General features: G+C 40.9%; 18 protein-coding genes and 2 riboswitches. Of the genes, 4 read left to right on the top strand and 14 right to left on the bottom strand.

Going from position 1 to position 16,864, the window contains the following annotated elements; genetic code table 11:
- Positions 1 to 55 precede the first annotated feature (55 nt).
- Entirely contained in the window at positions 56 to 511 is a 456-nt protein-coding gene (gene mhqR / locus C9414_RS10045) for a MarR family transcriptional regulator MhqR (RefSeq protein ID WP_034281539.1), read from the bottom strand.
- A gap of 204 nt (positions 512 to 715) precedes the next feature.
- On the opposite strand from mhqR, the gene C9414_RS10040 reads away from it, so the two are divergent.
- A complete protein-coding gene (locus C9414_RS10040) occupies positions 716 to 2,221 on the top strand; it encodes a sporulation kinase KinD (RefSeq protein WP_047202787.1) in 1,506 nt (501 codons plus the stop codon).
- A gap of 46 nt (positions 2,222 to 2,267) precedes the next feature.
- Here the strand turns inward: C9414_RS10040 and C9414_RS10035 are convergent, their stop codons facing one another.
- The 6 genes from C9414_RS10035 to C9414_RS10010 all read right to left on the bottom strand — a co-directional run bounded on the left by C9414_RS10035 (position 2,268) and on the right by C9414_RS10010 (position 7,314).
- The gene (locus tag C9414_RS10035) at positions 2,268 to 2,510 is read right to left on the bottom strand and encodes an aspartyl-phosphate phosphatase Spo0E family protein (protein ID WP_039178071.1); all 243 of its coding nucleotides are present in this window, start codon (positions 2,508 to 2,510) and stop codon (positions 2,268 to 2,270) included.
- A gap of 300 nt (positions 2,511 to 2,810) precedes the next feature.
- Positions 2,811 to 3,341, bottom strand: a complete 531-nt coding sequence (locus C9414_RS10030; RefSeq protein ID WP_024426834.1) for a 1,2-dihydroxy-3-keto-5-methylthiopentene dioxygenase — start codon at positions 3,339 to 3,341, stop codon at positions 2,811 to 2,813.
- A gap of 16 nt (positions 3,342 to 3,357) precedes the next feature.
- Positions 3,358 to 3,996, bottom strand: a complete 639-nt coding sequence (locus C9414_RS20515; protein WP_047202786.1) for a methylthioribulose 1-phosphate dehydratase — start codon at positions 3,994 to 3,996, stop codon at positions 3,358 to 3,360.
- Positions 3,960 to 4,655, bottom strand: a complete 696-nt coding sequence (locus C9414_RS20510; protein ID WP_047202785.1) for a 2-hydroxy-3-keto-5-methylthiopentenyl-1-phosphate phosphatase — start codon at positions 4,653 to 4,655, stop codon at positions 3,960 to 3,962. Before C9414_RS20510 ends, C9414_RS20515 begins: the two co-directional genes overlap by 37 nt.
- Positions 4,655 to 5,875, bottom strand: coding sequence for a 2,3-diketo-5-methylthiopentyl-1-phosphate enolase (mtnW, locus tag C9414_RS10015; protein ID WP_107163561.1), 1,221 nt, complete (start codon positions 5,873 to 5,875; stop codon positions 4,655 to 4,657). The genes C9414_RS20510 and mtnW overlap by 1 nt, the downstream gene beginning before the upstream one ends.
- A 102-nt stretch (positions 5,876 to 5,977) precedes the next feature.
- Positions 5,978 to 6,079, bottom strand: a riboswitch (SAM riboswitch).
- A 44-nt stretch (positions 6,080 to 6,123) separates the two neighbouring features.
- Positions 6,124 to 7,314, bottom strand: coding sequence for a pyridoxal phosphate-dependent aminotransferase (locus C9414_RS10010; RefSeq protein ID WP_107163560.1), 1,191 nt, complete (start codon positions 7,312 to 7,314; stop codon positions 6,124 to 6,126).
- A 164-nt stretch (positions 7,315 to 7,478) separates the two neighbouring features.
- Positions 7,479 to 7,636: riboswitch (SAM riboswitch) on the top strand.
- An 80-nt stretch (positions 7,637 to 7,716) separates the two neighbouring features.
- On the opposite strand from C9414_RS10010, the gene mtnK reads away from it, so the two are divergent.
- On the top strand, positions 7,717 to 8,910 hold the full coding sequence (gene mtnK, locus C9414_RS10005; protein WP_039178063.1) for an S-methyl-5-thioribose kinase: 1,194 nt from the start codon (positions 7,717 to 7,719) through the stop codon (positions 8,908 to 8,910).
- Positions 8,911 to 8,916: 6 nt separating this feature from the next.
- On the top strand, positions 8,917 to 9,978 hold the full coding sequence (gene mtnA / locus C9414_RS10000) for an S-methyl-5-thioribose-1-phosphate isomerase (protein WP_047202782.1): 1,062 nt from the start codon (positions 8,917 to 8,919) through the stop codon (positions 9,976 to 9,978).
- A 24-nt stretch (positions 9,979 to 10,002) separates the two neighbouring features.
- Here the strand turns inward: mtnA and C9414_RS20205 are convergent, their stop codons facing one another.
- The 3 genes from C9414_RS20205 to C9414_RS09990 form a co-directional block, all read right to left on the bottom strand.
- Positions 10,003 to 10,140, bottom strand: a complete 138-nt coding sequence (locus tag C9414_RS20205; RefSeq protein ID WP_181286132.1) for a hypothetical protein — start codon at positions 10,138 to 10,140, stop codon at positions 10,003 to 10,005.
- 89 nt (positions 10,141 to 10,229) lie between these two features.
- Positions 10,230 to 10,721: a methylated-DNA--[protein]-cysteine S-methyltransferase gene (locus C9414_RS09995; protein WP_107163559.1), complete on the bottom strand. Its 492-nt coding sequence runs from the start codon at positions 10,719 to 10,721 to the stop codon at positions 10,230 to 10,232.
- Between the two features lies 1 nt (position 10,722).
- On the bottom strand, positions 10,723 to 12,933 hold the full coding sequence (locus tag C9414_RS09990) for a PAS domain-containing sensor histidine kinase (protein WP_039178058.1): 2,211 nt from the start codon (positions 12,931 to 12,933) through the stop codon (positions 10,723 to 10,725).
- Between the two features lie 293 nt (positions 12,934 to 13,226).
- Between C9414_RS09990 and C9414_RS09985 the strand changes: the two genes are divergently transcribed.
- Positions 13,227 to 14,246 carry an acyltransferase family protein gene (locus tag C9414_RS09985; RefSeq protein ID WP_039178056.1) on the top strand — a complete coding sequence of 340 codons (1,020 nt, stop codon included), beginning with the start codon at positions 13,227 to 13,229 and terminating at the stop codon, positions 14,244 to 14,246.
- A 231-nt stretch (positions 14,247 to 14,477) separates the two neighbouring features.
- On the opposite strand, the gene C9414_RS20200 is transcribed toward C9414_RS09985, so the two are convergent.
- The 4 genes from C9414_RS20200 to C9414_RS09975 form a co-directional block, all read right to left on the bottom strand.
- Entirely contained in the window at positions 14,478 to 14,651 is a 174-nt protein-coding gene (locus C9414_RS20200; protein ID WP_181286131.1) for a hypothetical protein, read from the bottom strand.
- Complete coding sequence (locus C9414_RS20195; protein ID WP_087975542.1) at positions 14,644 to 14,808, bottom strand: hypothetical protein; 165 nt, start codon at positions 14,806 to 14,808, stop codon at positions 14,644 to 14,646. The genes C9414_RS20200 and C9414_RS20195 overlap by 8 nt, the downstream gene beginning before the upstream one ends.
- Before the next feature lie 6 nt (positions 14,809 to 14,814).
- Entirely contained in the window at positions 14,815 to 15,333 is a 519-nt protein-coding gene (locus C9414_RS09980) for a DUF421 domain-containing protein (RefSeq protein WP_047202745.1), read from the bottom strand.
- A gap of 97 nt (positions 15,334 to 15,430) precedes the next feature.
- Positions 15,431 to 16,777 carry a TrkH family potassium uptake protein gene (locus C9414_RS09975; RefSeq protein WP_080967163.1) on the bottom strand — a complete coding sequence of 449 codons (1,347 nt, stop codon included), beginning with the start codon at positions 16,775 to 16,777 and terminating at the stop codon, positions 15,431 to 15,433.
- Positions 16,778 to 16,864: the final 87 nt, after the last annotated feature.

The following is a 16,864-nucleotide window of genomic DNA, read 5'->3' as shown; positions in this document are numbered from 1 at the left end:
CGAATGCGAGGGTTTGCCTGCACGCTGAAAAGGAAGCCAGCGGCTTCCTTTTTATTTATTCTTGATGATCATATAAATGCTTTGCACGCAGCCCTACATGTTTGAGCATATCGATGCAGGCATCTTTCTCTTCTTCGCTCAGGACACTGATCATCTCATGAATTTCTTTCGCATGATCTGGGAAGATGTCATCAAGCAAAGCTCGTCCCTGCTTAGTAATATGCGCAAATGTCACCCTGCGGTCTTCTGCACAAGCCTTCCGGCTGAGGAGTTCTTTCTTCTCCAATTTATCGACCACATACGTGATGCTGCCGCTTGCAAGTAAGATCTTATCACCGATTTGCTGAAGCGGCTGATCACCTTTATGATACAGCAATTCTAGCACAGCAAATTCAGTTGGATTCAGCCCGTGCTTCACAATATGTTTGTTCATGTGATGATTAATTGAGCGATAGGCACGTGATAATACAATAAATAATTTCAATGATTTTTCAACATTATGATTTTCCATTTTTTATCATCCTTTATGAAATGCAACCCACTAATGTGACATTAATAAACAATAAGTAAAATGTCAACATTTTGATCCATCTTTAGCACGAAAATGAGACCAGAACGAATCACCTAATTTTTTAAAAATCACACAAGTCATCGTAATAAAGATAGGTTCAATGCTATAATAAGTCTATTAGGTAATACGTTGGAGCGATGAATGATGAGTATACTCAAAGGGTTTTGGAAGAAGATCAGGCTTTACCTTATTTTGGTCATGCTTCCAACCCTAATCATTAGTTATTTTATCTACGAAAAAGAAACTGAAAAAATCGATTTAAAGAACAAACAAACCGCTACACTTATGTTAAATATTCACAAAAACCAAATGAATTATTTAATAAGTGAAACAGAAGCGAGATTAACTTCCCTTGCCATGGGATTTGACCAGCCGGTTGAGACGAAAAAAGTACAAAACATCCTAGAGAAAATCTATAAACAAGAACCTCGTTTTTCAGGTCTGTATCTCCTAGACAAAAAAGGAAATGTAACAGCAAGCACCACCCCGTTAAAGGAAAAAATCAACCTATCATTCAGAGATTACTTTAAACGCATTCAAGTGACCAAGCAGACCGTGATCACAGACAACTATGTGAGCCGAATTACAAAACAGCGGATCCTCTCCATTTGTGTGCCTGTTCTCGATGAAAATGAAGAGGTCACCAATGTGCTGATTGCCGCCATTCAAATTGATTATTTAAGAAATATTATGAATGTATTGAATCCTGATCTTCATTTTAAGATGCTGAATCAAAATGGACATGTCGTGTTTACAAGCGGTCCACAGCCAGTACCTGAGGGCGACAGCACCGTGTCTACATATTTAGATGAAAACAGCTGGAAGCTGGAGGTCTTTCCGCAGCGTGCTTCAACAAGTGAAGTGCTGTCTGTGATGCTCATCCCTTTATCCAGTGCGTTTATTTTATTAAATATTTTATTCACACTAGTCCAATATATCGTGTTAAGGCGGCAAACTCAGCAGGAGCGTCATCAAAATGAAGCGCAAAAGCTTGAATTGATCGGAACACTCGCAGCAAGTACAGCACACGAAATTCGTAACCCATTAACAGGGATTAGCGGCTTTATCCAGCTATTGCAAAAAAAGTATCATTCAGAAGAAGATCAGCTCTATTTTTCTGTCATCGAGGAAGAAATTAAACGGATCAACCAAATCGTCAGTGAATTTCTTGTATTAGGAAAACCAACGGCAGAAAAATGGCAGAATAACTCTGTTAAAGAAATTGTAAGTGAGATCATGCCGATCGTTTTCTCTGAGGCAAACCTTTATAATGTCGAAGTGGACTTGCAAATCAATACGATTCAAGATGTGGGCGTGTATTGCACGAAGGATCATATTAAACAAGTGGTTTTAAATGTAGCAAAGAACTCTTTAGAAGCAATGCCAAACGGCGGTCATTTGAAGATTGTGATCGAAGCTGAAAAAGAACATGTCATCATTAAAGTAGCTGATACAGGTGAAGGCATACCAGAAGAGATGTTAAAGCACATCTTCCTCCCCTTTATTACGTCGAAGGAAAAAGGCACGGGTCTTGGACTTGTCGTGTGTAAACGAATCATTTCGATGTATGGCGGAACAATTGATATTCATAGCGAAGTGAATAAAGGAACGACTGTTATGATCATGCTTCCTTCTGCTCACTCAGCATAGCTGAAGATGTCAGCCGGTTTTGCTTATGCAAGACCGGTTTTTCATGTCAATAAGAGGGGCGGTTCACAGATAAAAGACTCATTTGAGACACAAGATCATGAAAGGAGGGGGCAGATTGTTTCTCATGAAAAAGAAGATGCTGATACTCATTCATCAGGTTGTCCAGTTCTTGACTATATTTAATTGTCATCTCACCAGTGTACCCTTCCACTTGAGCAGCTTCTACCATCTGTTTTCTCTTCTCATCAATGGACATCAGCAATTGTTCTTTCCTTACATAAATATTCATGATCTCAGCTCCCGCAATGATTTCGACTGTCTATGCTCAAAATGATCCGACACCAAAATTATACTTTATTTGTAAATTAAATTAAATATGCTTATTTTATTTAATTTTTTACAGCCTAAAGACCTTTTACCCAATCAAATTTGGGGGTAAACTTCAAATTTGGACAGGACTGTCACATTGATTAAACAGAATTTTATCCTATACAGAAGATCAAAATCAACTATTTTCTTTCACATTTTATGTCTAATTTCCTAAAAAAAAGCTGATCTTCCGCCTCATGCGGAATGATCAGCTCTATCATTAAACCGTTTCTTCCTCGTAAATTGGCACCCAGCCCTCAGTTGTGACAAATATGCGAACTGCGACCACTTTGCGATCCTCTTGAAGTGTAAAGTAATGACGGATGTTTGGCGGAACAGAAATTAAATCACCTGGGTTCAATCTCACATCAAAAAAGACGCCATCCTTGCCTTGAATAGCAAAGATTCCGTGCCCGCTCACAATAAAGCGTACTTCATCATCTGTATGGTGATGCTCACGTTTAAAGTTTTGGAGCAGCTCATCAAGATTTGGCGTGGCATCAGATAATGAAATCACATCCTGCGCTTTGTACCCTCTTTTTTCAGAAATACTTTGGATTTCCTTTTGGAAAACAGTCAAAATCTCTTCCTTTTCCTCATCGGTTAAATCATACTTTTCTGATAAACGGTTTGGCAGCTTTTCAATATCCCAATGCTCATAAATAACCCCTTGGTTTTCTAAATATGATGCAACCTCTTGCTCGTTCTCAAGTAATGTGTTCTCTTCATTGTGAATCAAAATCGTCGCCATGTGCTTTTCCTCCTTTTTATCTTACCAGCTGCTGTTGATACAGCGCTAATTTTAAGTGATAGCTAAATAAAAATTCATATGCTTCTAATACTCGTTTTGCTTCAAAGGCTGTTTTTCCCCAGACCGTGATGCCATGATTGCGAATGAGTACAGCACCAGATGACGCCTCTAGTGTCAGATGTTTTGCAAATTGCTCTGCAAGATGCGGAATATGAGCTGGATTTTCAATAATCGGAATCGACACTTCTGCATCCTCTTCCCAATAACCAAGCGCTTTGATGATTTCGTTGCCTTTAAAACGAATCTCTCCCTTATCCCCATACAGCTCTGACATCACATTATTATCAATGGTGTGGACATGGAGGCAGCAGCCTGCTTTCGTCCGTTCATACACGTACGTATGAAGCAGTGTTTCAGCTGATGGTCTAAGCGTCTCGTTCGGATCATGTGGCTGGCCTGCCGCGTTTACTAGCACAAAATCTTCGTTTGTTTCTTTTCGTTTATCTTTGCCGCTTGCCGTCACCAAAAACGTGATTGGATCATCCGACACCTTGATCGATAAATTACCGCTTGTTCCGAAAAACCAGTCTCTTTGGGCCAGTTCACGTTTAACGTCTGCTAGCTCCTGCCAGCATTTGCTCTTTGCGTCTGCCATTCCTTCACTTCCTTTATTTGAACAAATTGCGCGTGTAGATCAATAAATGTGTCAAACTCCTTATGTACGAGCCCGAGCTCTTGACATTCATTGAGCAAGTAGTCGCGCGCAAACGTAAGATCTGCATGTTTCGCCGCCTCCACATCAGTCACTGAATCTCCGATCATGATGATGAAATCATCCTCATGAGTCAGGTTTCGAATGATTGAGGGCTTACAGCATCCGCACCCATTTTGACATTGCGTATCGCAGGCATGCGGCCATTCAATCTGAATATGGTCTTCCCCAAATGATGCATGATTGCAATAAATATCGTCTCGATCGACAATGCCTTCGAGGATGGGGTAGACAAAAAAGTCCATCCCCCCACTAAGTACATAGAAAGGAATGTCCGCTTTTTTTACCTCATCCACAAATTGCTTAAATCCTTCACGAATCTCTGTATCCTCTAAAATAAATGATTGAATGGCTTCCTTTTGATCACTTGTCAGTAATTGAAACATCTGCCCGACGCCTTCTTGAATGGTAATTTCCTTTGACAGGACACCATCCTTCAGCTTCGTCCATTCACTTGGTGCAAACTGTTTCATGATGCGGATGATATTATCATTTTTTGTAATTGTTCCATCAAAATCACAACACACAATTGGTTTTTTCATTATTCTGCTACCCTTCCCCAAAGATCAAGTGCCGCTTTTAAGTCTTGGCAGGAAGCCGCCTTATCTTGGATAGACTCTTCATGTATCACGGCATCAATGATCGAACGAAATGCCTTCCCTCCGCCGATGGCTCCCCGCGGATGTCCGTGAATGCCTCCGCCTGCGTTAATCACATGATCAATTCCAAAATCTTTGATCAATACTGGAACCATTCCTGGGTGAATGCCTGCTGACGGGACAGGGAATGTTTTTTGAACCGTATCCTCTTTCACGCAAGCTTCATAGATTCCAAGGGCATCCTTTTTCGGAAGTGCAACCGACCCATAAGGTGAGGGAAAGAGGCTCAAATCAGCGCCAGCATATCGATTTAATTTGCCTAAAAGAAGAGAATGCGAGAATCCATATTCAGGAGAGGATGTCAATGCACCGCTCACTGCGGGATGCGCCATAATAGGCAGTGGAATATCTGGATCCTCAGCTAAGCTTTGCATGACATCAAGGCCGTAAGCAAAGACATTGAATAAGAGCGCATCTGCTCCAAGTTCAGCGGCCTTTCTCGCTCGATCCCTCAGGTCAAAGGTTCTGCCCGTTAAATTGACAGCATACAGCGTGCGGTGTCCTGTCTCTTCATAGGTTTCTTTTAAAATCTCTTTTCCTTCTTTGATTCGCTCTTCAAAAGGAGCTAATGGACTTTCAAATAAAATTTCATCGTCTTTGATGAGGTCAACCCCGCCTAATGCCTGTAAACGGAGCTGCTCTTTTAAATCCTGCATATCACGGCCGATAACACCTTTAAAAATACTCATCAATAATGGACGATCAAATACATTTACCTTATTTCGTATGCCATCAATTCCAAATACCGGTCCTGGCAGGCTTTTTTTAAATTCTTCAGAAAATTGGATATCGACTAGCTTCACTTTTCCGTCTAGTGAAAGCTTTCCAAAAATCGTCGTGAAAACAGCAGGTAAATCTGCTGAAAAGTTTGCCTCAGGATAAGCAATGGTCACCTCTGATTGATAAAGGCCATTTTCGACTGGAGCAGCCTTTTCTAATACTTTTTCAACTCGGCCTTTATGCTTTTGAAGCTGCTCCTTTTTGAGCTGCGGCAAATCCGTCCATGATCCAACTGTTAAACCAAGCGCGATCTGCTCCGCTTTTCGATTTATTTGTTCATCCTCTCGATGTGTTAATACGTATGTTGCCAGTAATTCACTCACTAGGAATCCCCTTTCGATTGCGTCATGCATATGTTCAATAAAAAAACCTCTTCAAGTGCTTCTTGAGCGCCTTAAAGAGGTTGTTTCGTGTCATTCATCCGAATCTTATCTCTCAGCGCTTGCTGCAAGAATTAGCACCGTGCTTCATGGAAGTCGGTTGCCGGGCTTCATTGGGCTAGTCCCTCTGCCTACTCTTGATAAGAATATTCAATTTTCTTAAATATTGCCTGAATTATCGCACCATTTTTTTATGTTGTCAATGGCTTTTTTTCAAACAGCTTCAAGGCAGCGATGCGCTGAGCAGCTTCTTGTAACCGCTCCTCGCTTGTTAGAAGCCCTACTCTCACGTACCCTTCACCGTGAGCACCAAAACCATTACCTGGCGCTACAACAACATGCGCTTTTTCTAATAATAAATCAGAAAAGGCTTCAGATGAATATCCTTCTGGCACCTTTAACCAAGCAAAAAATGATCCCTTTGGTGCACTGACTTCCCAGCCAATTTCTTTGCAGGCAGCTATCCACACATTCCGCCTTTTCTCATATCGGTCATTTTGCACCCGTACGCACGTTTGATCGCTTAATAGGGCTTCCGCTGCTGCATCCTGCGTGGCTTTAAACAACGACACAAACAAATGATCCTGATAAAGCTCAATCGCTTCAATAACAGACGGATTCCCTGCCGCAAATCCTACTCTCCACCCTGCCATATTGTACGTTTTAGACAATGTGTAAATTTCTATTCCCGTCTCTTTCGCTCCATCTACTTGCAGAAAGCTGATCGGCTTTTCCCCATCAAATCCAATGCCGCCATATGCAAAATCATGAACAACACATAGGTTGTGATCTTTCGCAAATGTAACGGTTTCTTGAAAAAATGAACGGCTTGCCGTAGCCCCCGTCGGATTGTTGGGGTAATTTAAATACATTAATTTTGCCTTTTTCTTATCATCCTCAGGCAGCAAATCGTAGTCAGGTAAAAAATCATTTTTTTCAAGAAGTGGCATGGTCACCATATGCGCTCCAGCAAGTACAGCACCTGACCAATAATCAGGATAACCAGGGTCAGGGACTAAAAGCGTATCACCCGGATTCAGCAGGCATTGCGGCAGTTCAACAAGCCCTGCTTTCCCGCCAAATAAAATCGCAATTTCCGTCTTTGGATCAAGCGTAACGCCATATTCTCTTTCATAAAAAGCGGCAGCGGCCTTTTTTAATTTCGCTGTTCCACGGAATGAGGAGTATCGATGATTTTCAGGTTTTGCTACCGCTTCCTGCATGGCTTTTACAATGTGCGGAGGAGTTGGCTGATCAGGATTTCCCTGCCCCAAATTAATGATATCTGCCCCTTCCTGCACTTTTTTCTGCACCTTTTGGACAAGAGACGCAAAAAATTGTTTCGGTAATTGTTTCAACACATCTGATTGCTGGAATTCCATTTCTTCACCTTCTATTCAAGTTACGTGACAATACAATCACTGTAATGGATTGTTTTATGAATTGTAAAGCAATTTTGAAAAAAGATTGACATGTAAAGCGCAGCTCTGATAATATCTTGAATTAAGAAATGCAAACAGACACGAAACAATTACATATTGATTTCTCTTATCGAGAGTTGGGCGAGGGATTTGGCCTTTTGACCCCAACAGCAACCGACCGTTAATACCACTGTGAAGTGGGGCGCAGCAAGTAACGCGCCAAGACAATTGTCTTATAGGGCACGGTGCTAATTCCATCAGACGTATGTGCTGAGAGATAAGAGAGGCTTTGAGCATACACACCATCAAGCCTCTTTCTCTCAGGAGAAAGAGGCTTTTTTATATGATTTGGAGGGGAAGCAATTGGTTACACTTACGGCATCATATGAAGAACTAACAGAAAGCTCGGCAGTTGCACTCGCAATTAGACTTGGCTTAATCCAAGAAAGCAGTCATTTGACTTGTACTGAAATCGGCGACGGGAATTTAAATTACGTCTTTCATATTTATGATCACAAACAAGAAAAAGGATTGATCATCAAGCAGGCGCTACCTTATGCAAAGGTGGTTGGTGAGAGCTGGCCTCTTACATTAGACCGGGCAAGAATTGAAAGTGCTGCCCTGATCAAACAGTCAGAATATGCTCCGCATCTCGTACCAGCGGTCTATTACTCGGATACAGCTCTTGCAGTGACAGCCATGGAGGATCTCTCACACTTAGAAATCGTCAGAAAAGGGCTAATTGCCGGAAAACAATATCCGCATTTATCTGATCATGTTGGAGAATTTTTAGGAAAAACACTTTTTTACACATCTGACTTTGCGACAAATCCTAAAATCAAAAAACAATTTGTGAAGCAATTTACGAACCCTGACCTGTGTGATATCACAGAAAAACTCGTCTTCACAGACCCTTTCTTTGATAGTGAAACAAATGACTTCGAAGAAGAATTAAGAGAATCAGCAGAAGCGCTTTGGGCAGATCTTGAAGTGCAGGCCAAAGCAGCAGAATTGAAGCGTATATTCCTGACATCAGCTGAAACATTGGTTCATGGAGATCTTCATACAGGCAGTATTTTTGCAAATGAGACTGAAACGAAAATCATTGATCCAGAATTCGCGTTTTACGGTCCCTTTGGATTCGATATCGGCCACTTTATCGCCAATCTGTTCCTGAATGCTTTATCTCGCGAGAATGAACACGAGCAGCAGCACCTTTTTGACCATGTCGTCAATGTATGGGCAACATTCAAAGAAGTGTTCACAAAAGCTTGGAAAGAGGACAGCATTGAAGCATTTAGTGTATCGGACAGCTTTTTAGAAACAACGTTTGACCGGATTTTAAAAGAAGCGACAGGCTTTGCCGGCTGTGAGCTTGTCCGCCGAACAATTGGCCTTGCTCATGCCGCTGATCTTGATGCGATTCCATCACCAACTAGACGGATTCAGCAGAAAAAAGCAGCACTGACACTTGGAAAAACATTTATCAAACAATATCATGCAGTGGAAACAGCGTCTGACCTCGTCGCATTATTCCAGCCATCTGTAAAGGAGTGACGGGTTTTGTCAAAAGAATTTGAAGTCCCCCGTTCTGTCGAATGGGAAGAAAACCGTATTAACATTTTAAATCAGCAAAAATTACCGACCGAAACCGTCTTTGAGCATTTATATACGAAAGAAGATGTGTATGATGCAATTGTGACATTAAAAGTACGCGGAGCACCTGCGATTGGCATTACAGCAGCATTTGGATTGGCGCTTAGTGCGCAAGCCATTGAGACAGAAGAAATCGATGTTTTTAAACAAGAAGTGATTCGAATCAAAGAATATTTAAACAGTGCTCGTCCAACCGCTGTGAACCTTGCCTGGGCTTTAGACCGGCTGCTGCAGCGCATTCAGCGTGCAGCGTCAGTGAATGCAGCTAAAACAGATCTTGTCCATGAAGCCATTCAAATTCAAATAGAAGATGAAGAAACATGCAGACAAATCGGTCAAAATGCACTTCAGCTCTTTAAATCAGGTGACCGTATCATGACCATTTGTAATGCAGGCTCCATCGCAACGAGCCGGTACGGAACAGCCCTTGCTCCCTTTTATTTAGCCAAAAAGAAAAATCTTGACCTTCACATTTATGCATGTGAAACACGCCCTGTTCTTCAAGGCGCTCGTCTGACAACATGGGAGCTTATGCAAGGCGGCGTGGATGTGACACTCATTACAGATAACATGGCGGCCCATACGATGAAAGAAAAGCAAATTTCTGCTGTCATTGTTGGAGCAGACCGTATCGCTCGTAATGGAGATACAGCGAATAAGATTGGAACGTTGGGTCTTGCCGTTCTAGCCAAGCATTTTCACATTCCGTTTTTTGTAGCAGCACCGCTTTCCACTTTTGATGTATCCACCCATGACGGGTCAGATATCCCAATTGAAGAGCGCGACCCGCTGGAAGTAAAGGAATTAAACGGTGTCCCCATTGCACCGCCCGATGTTCAAGTATTCAATCCCGCCTTTGATGTCACTCCTCATCATCTCATTTCAGGCATCATTACAGAAAAGGGAATTATCACATCGAACTATGCAGAAGAGATTGATGCTCTTTTCGCCGAAAGCATCTCCCAATGATCGCAAAAAAGCGCCGTGTTCTTGTCATTTAAGAGCACCGCGCTTTTTTGTTTCTTGATTCGTTTTTGTTAAGATTTCTTCTTTCTGTTCTTCCGTCAAAACGTTCATTTTGACACATAGTGACGTAACGGCATACATTTTACCTTTTTTGCCCCAAAACATGCCAGCGCCCTCCTTTTTCCCTCGACCAACTTTTTTAGCTTAATAAAAGGATATGTCGCTTAGGAAAAATTCGGAACAGGTCAATCGATTTATTTTTGAACAAATGGGATGCCTTCTAATTCAAGGAGGACCGCTTTCATGTCTGTCTTCGATCCTGCATAGCCAGTCAGAGACCGGTCTTTTCCAATCACTCTGTGACAAGGAATAAAAATAGGTAATGCATTTCGTCTGTTAGCTTGTCCGATGGCTCTTACAGCCTTGGGATTGCCAATCGCTTCTGCAATGTCTGCATAGCTTTTTGATTCACCATATGGAATGGCCGACAATGCTCCCCACACCTGCTCTTGGAACGGAGAACCTGTTTGCTTGAGCGGGAGATCGAATACTTGACGCTCTCCCTTGAAATATTCATCCAGCTGCTTTTTCGCTTCTTGTAAGACAGGCGTATCTTCTTGGTTTAGATTCATTGCCTGCTTTTTTGCTAAAAACGGCTCATCATCAAACATTACCTCGATGATGGCACCGTCCTTTTCTAGTATGTATAATGCCCCGATGGGTGCGTGATAGACGGTATAATACACGTTACTGCTCTCCTTCTTGTTTCTGCTGCCTTAGTGGAAGCGTGAGATGGAAGACGGTTCCTACGCCTTCCTCACTTTCTACTTCAATGGTTCCTTGATGCTCTTCAATAATTTTATAACTAACCATTAAACCAAGTCCAGTTCCTCTTTCTTTCGTTGTATAAAAAGGCTCACCTAGACGCTTTAGCTTATCCTCCGCCATTCCGCAGCCTTCATCACGCAAGGAAATGACAATATGCTCCTCGCCCTTCCGCTGAATGCTCACATAGACATTTCCTTTGCGCGGCATGACTTCAATTGCATTTTTTAAAATGTTAATAAAGACCTGCTTTAATTGGTTTTGTTCACAATATATCAGTGGTATCTCGTCCAGCACATTGAGATGCATTTGAACATTGCCAAGATTCGCCTGTGCGTGCAGAAGATCCATCGTGTCTTTCACAATTTGCACCACATTTTTTTCTTCATATACAATGGCTTGCGGTTTCGCTAAAATCAAAAATTCAGTGATGATGGATTCTATTCTTTTCAGCTCTGATGTGATGACATTAAAATAGAGCGAATACTCCCCTTCAATATTTCCTTTTAATAGCTGAATGAAGCCTTTTAATGCTGTCATCGGGTTTCTAATCTCATGAGCAATTCCAGCAGCAAGCTCTCCGACCACATGAAGGGTATCTGATTTTCTCACCCGCTCTTCTAATTCCTTCCGCTCTGTCACATCTCTAAAGATGGCCAAATTCATATTATGGATAATGTTACGTTTAAAAGAGAATTCCAGTATACGCTGATCTGGATGGTTCAGTACAAACGGAACCTCATTGTCCATTTCATCTAATGACATCGCCTCGGCTGGTTGAGCCAAATTTTCAATTTGATAAGGGGCAAGGATGTGGAAAAGATTCATTTCTGTTAAATGATCGTCCTTCAATTGAAGCAGCTCGCTTGCAGATGGATTGACTTCAATGATTCGGTATTGATTATCAAAAAGAACAATGCCGTCCATTGACCCATTAAATACTTTACGGAATTTGAGCTCACTTTCGCGTAGCTCCTGCTCCATTCTTTTTCGATCACTTACATTACGTAAAATGGTTAGGTGCTGTCCTTCTAATACCGCATGTTTTGATGTAAACTCAAGCTCTTTATACTGCCCATTTGCCATTTTGAACAATAGCTCTTCCCTTATTTCATGATTGCGGATATAGCGTCTTCTTGTTGGTCTATATCTCTTATCAGATTTGACGAGAAAGTCGGTAAGTTTTTTGCCAATCAGCGAGTGCATCGGTAATTCAAAAATTCGACAGGCTGATTCATTGGCTCTCACAATCTCTCCATCATCCGCCCATATGATGATGGCATCCATTGCATTTTCGAAAATTTCTCTAAAGCGTTCTTCACTTTTTAACAGTTTCTCTTCCATCAGTCTTTTTTCTGTAATATCCCGCATGATGGACATATAAAAACCACTCATCACATTTGATGTAATGGTGAGTTCGAATAATTTTTGCTGGCCAGATTGAAGGGTAACAGGAAGCTCCCCTTTTGCTTTCCCTGTTTCTTTAAGTGACGTTAAAAGATGCTGCAAAGCTGGAAGATTATCTCCTTCAACAAATTCATGCAAATACCGATCGGTTAAATCAGTCTTTTGCAGCTCAAAGCTCTGACAAAAAGAATGATTCGCATCAATCATGCAGCCATCCTGATCAAATATGACCATCCCGTCAATGGCCCGGTCAAACAAATCTTTGAACAGCTGCTCATTCATGGAGCGTTCTCGTTCTAATATTTTCTTTGAAGAAATGTCTCGCATGACCACTATATATTGCTGATTCATGGTGTCATGCTCTGCGACAAATTCAATGTATTTTGTTTCACCACTTTCAAGCTGAATGGAGATTTCTCTTTTTAACGTACCTTTTCGAAAAAATAGATCGAGTGAGCATTCAACTTTATCTTTCGGGATGCCGTATAGGAAATCTAGAACGGATTTATTGAGGAGGTCTTCTTTCGGTGTCTGTACAAGCCTGCATGTTGCTTCGTTGGCTTGGATGATGTTGAGGTGTTGATCAAATATAAAAATGGCATCTAGCGTCTTATTTAACAGCATTTTTTGCTGCATCAACTCAGTTCGCAAATATTCGTTCTCTTTTTCTAATTTTCTGATATCTCCTGCAGGGGTTAATCTATTGCCATCGAGCGTTTCAGTCATTCTCTTACACTCCTTTTCCAGCCTCATTCCTCTACAATATTTCTACAATATTTTCATTGTTCCTTCATTCGACTCATAAAAAAAGATAACTTTTTACACGAAGACTGTCTCATTTATTTCATTTGGATGACAGGATTGTACAACAATTCACTTTTCTTACGCTTCTTTTACAACCGTTCTACAATTTCACATCAAATAGCGAATTAAGCGAAAATGTATTTTAGAATGGGGCAAATAAGGGAACAGTGCACTTAGAACATTTATGTTTGAAATCGAGCAGGAAAGGTGATGTTATGGCATCTTCACGAGATAGTTATTTTGATAATGCAAAATTCCTTCTGATTTTTCTAGTTGTTTTTGGTCATTTGTTACGATCATTCATTCACGATAATGACTGGATGCTCTATTTATACAAGTTTATCTATACCTTTCACATGCCCGCCTTTATTTTAGTTTCTGGCTTTTTTGCAAAAGGGTTTAGAAAACCGGGCTTTATGAAAAAAGTCGCCGTTAAGCTGATCATCCCATATTTAATCTTTCAGGTGATCTATTCGGTTTACTATTACCTATTACAGGATCAAAGCATAACCAATTTAAATCCAATTGATCCGCAATGGTCCTTATGGTTTTTAATTAGTTTATTCTTTTGGAATTTGCTGCTTATTCCTTTTTCAAAACTACCGTTCCACTGGGCGATGATCGTCAGTTTATCGATTGCATTACTTGTCGGTTATGTGGACAGCATCAGCAATACACTCAGCTTATCACGTACGTTTGTCTTTTTGCCTATGTTTTTAGCTGGATTTTATTTAAAAAAGCAGCATTTTGAATTCATTCGTACAAGCAAAGGAAAACTGGCAGCACTTTTTGTATTAATGGCTGTCTTCCTGTTTTGCTACTTCTATGAATTTGATTATTCCTTCTTATTTGGCTCAAAGTCGTATGCTTCTCTAGGAGATGAAGGAATGATTGCGGCGATGAAACGAATGGCTTGGTATTTGCTTGCATTTGGTGCTACATTCAGCTTCTTTGCATTAGTTCCAACACGCCGTTTCTTCTTTACAAAATGGGGAACAAGAACGTTATATGTTTATTTATTACATGGCTTTGTGATCAAGCTGCTAAGAACCACTTGGTTTGATGACTGGGCGCTAAATGCAGCAAGTGTACTCATTTTATTGCTGCTGACCATTCTGTTAACCTTTACCCTTTCTAGCACTTTTGTCAAAACCGTTGCTCAGCCAGTGATTGAACTCAAAATGAACAACTTCATGCGAACGATCACCGGCAGGCAAGGGAGTTATATCAAATAAAAAACGATCCTTATTGGATCGTTTCAGATTGTTGACAAAGGGCTAAAATAATCTTTATTTTAGCCCTTTGTCTTCCTTTCAGCTCAGCGTGATAGAAAACCTTTGCATTCTAGGAAGGGCGAGTACCGGAGCGGAGCGAATTTGACATTCGTGAGCACCGGAGCGCAGAACTGACAAAGAATGCGAGGGTTTGTCTACATGCTGAAAACGATCCTTATTGGATCGTTTTTTCTATTTCTTATTCTGCTTACATGCAACATCTTTCTTTGGCTTCATCAACGTATCAATCCATTTGCTGCTGTTGATATCTCCAAGCTCACTGCCAAATTCCTCTTCTAAAATATCTGGGTCCATTGGCTTTTTATGGTCCTTCATCTCTTTGCTCTTCACATGCTTCTTAGTCACGAGATGCCCCCCCTTGTTTCCCTTTATGAGAATTTCGGTTTGCCTGACGATCTCTTGATTGTTCGTCAAATTGGGTTTGTCCTTGATCATGCGCCATGCTTTCTGTCGGCGTCATATTATTTGTTAATGCTTCATTTTTCGCTGCTTTTCTTTTCATCTGAATTCAGTCCTTTTTTGACATGTTTAGTTCTTCTCTTAATTGGTCAAGGAGTTCCTTCATTTGCTTGACCGTCACTGGCTTTTCCTCAGGTTTTAACTCATAGCCAATTTGTCCATTGGCTTCTAGCGTGGCTTTTTTGAGACAACTGATGTCAGTGATGCCTTGCTGCTTTAAACGCATTTTAAATTGATCCCTTGTGAGCCTTGTTTTCTTCAGCTTATGATCAAGCATTTCGCCATCCTGTAAAATCACGACCGATTTGCCTGAAAGCAATTTTTCAAAGAAATCAGATTGAATCGACAGCTTTTCCATTATGACAAGTGCCACAATAAAGATGGTAGCTGCATAAATGGTTTCAAGTAAATTATGCTCAATAAAGGGTTGGATAATAATCGATCCGATTGAAATCATAATCACTGTTTGTTGTACAGTTAATTGACTAATGGATTTAGGCCCTGCTATTCTCAGCAGCAAGGTACCAACTAGCAGCATGACAATTGCTTTCCATAACACATCCAGCACGTCTCGTTCACCTCTTACCTATAGATTGCGAACATCCCATGTGATTTAGCCAGTTAGATATTGGAAATAAAAAAACAGCATTCAAATTGAATGCTGTTTAGCCAATGATGACGCGCTCTTTCGGATAATGATAATTCGCTTCGCTTTCTCTTCGGCCGATTAAATATAAAAAGCTTGGAATACCGATCCGTCCAATAAACATGACAATCATGATGATACATTTACCAAACACAGTGAGATCTGATGTAATCCCAAGCGACAGTCCCGTTGTTCCGAAAGCAGAGCAAACTTCAAATAAATTTTCAAGAAGTGTATTATGCTCTGTTAAGGATAACAGGAACGTAGCGCCAAAAACCAAAATAAAGGCCATCATGGTCACCATAAGGGATTTATTAATATCCGCTTGATGAAGCTCCCTCTTGAAGATTTTGATGGACTTATTTCCCCTAGCATAATGAAACAATGCGAGTAAATTAAGGGCAAACGTAGTTGTCCGAATTCCGCCCCCCACAGAGCTTGGGGAAGCCCCGATAAACATGAGCATACATAAAAATAAAAGCGTCGGTTCGGTCAGCTGCGTAATATCTAACGTTGTCAGCCCCCCGCTTCTTGTTGCAGTCGATTGAAACAAAGAGTAAAACAAGATTTCGTGCCAGCTTTTCCCTACGAAGCTAAACCCGGCTTCAAGTGCATAGATTCCAATCGCTCCAACAACGACAAGACCGCCAAACGTGAGCGTTGTGATTTTTGTAAACAATGAGAACGATGCGTGCTTTCGGTCCTGATTGAACAAATAATCCTTCACTTCCACGAGCACAGGAAAACCAATCGCTCCAAAGATGATCAGCAGCATCGTAATAAACTGGACGAAATAATCATCTTTGTAAGGGATAAGAGAGCTCCCCGTAATATCGAAGCCCCCATTGGTTGTCGCACTAATACTCGAGAAGAAGCCATGTAAGAAAGCTCCTTGCACATCATAATATTTGAGAAAATACATGCTTAAAATGAGCCCGCCGACAAACTCAATCAGTAAAATTAAATATAAGACATGCTTCATTAGTTTCACAATTCCAGATAAATTGCTCTGGTTTTGATCTGCCATGATAAGTTTTCTTTCTTTAATTCCAATTCTTTTTCGCATGACAAGCCATACGAAGGTACCGAGCGTCATAATGCCAATGCCTCCGATTTGCAAAACAAACGCAAGGATCCACATCCCTGTGACACTAAATGTTTGTGAGGTGTCGACAACAGTCAGTCCTGTGACACTTACAGCACTCACCGCTGTAAACAAAGCATCAATGAATGTCCATTTGACTCCCTCTTGATGAGCCACTGGAAGGCTGAGAAGAATAAGCGACACGGTTACAGCAAGAAAATAATAAAGGGCAATCAACTGAAACGCTGACAGCCGGTCAATTAGCTTTTTTATAGGATTCATTGTCATTCCTTCTTTTATCTATCTTTTCGAATACCTTTATCATTTTAATGAAAAGAGACATGATTTTAAAGCTATTTTATGCTTTAT

The sequence above is a fragment of the Bacillus sp. Nf3 genome (assembly GCF_003028545.1).
GTDB classification, from domain to species: domain Bacteria; phylum Bacillota; class Bacilli; order Bacillales; family Bacillaceae; genus Bacillus; species Bacillus safensis.
Note: the sequence above shows the minus strand (reverse complement) of the source record. Positions and strands in the feature narration are given on the sequence as shown.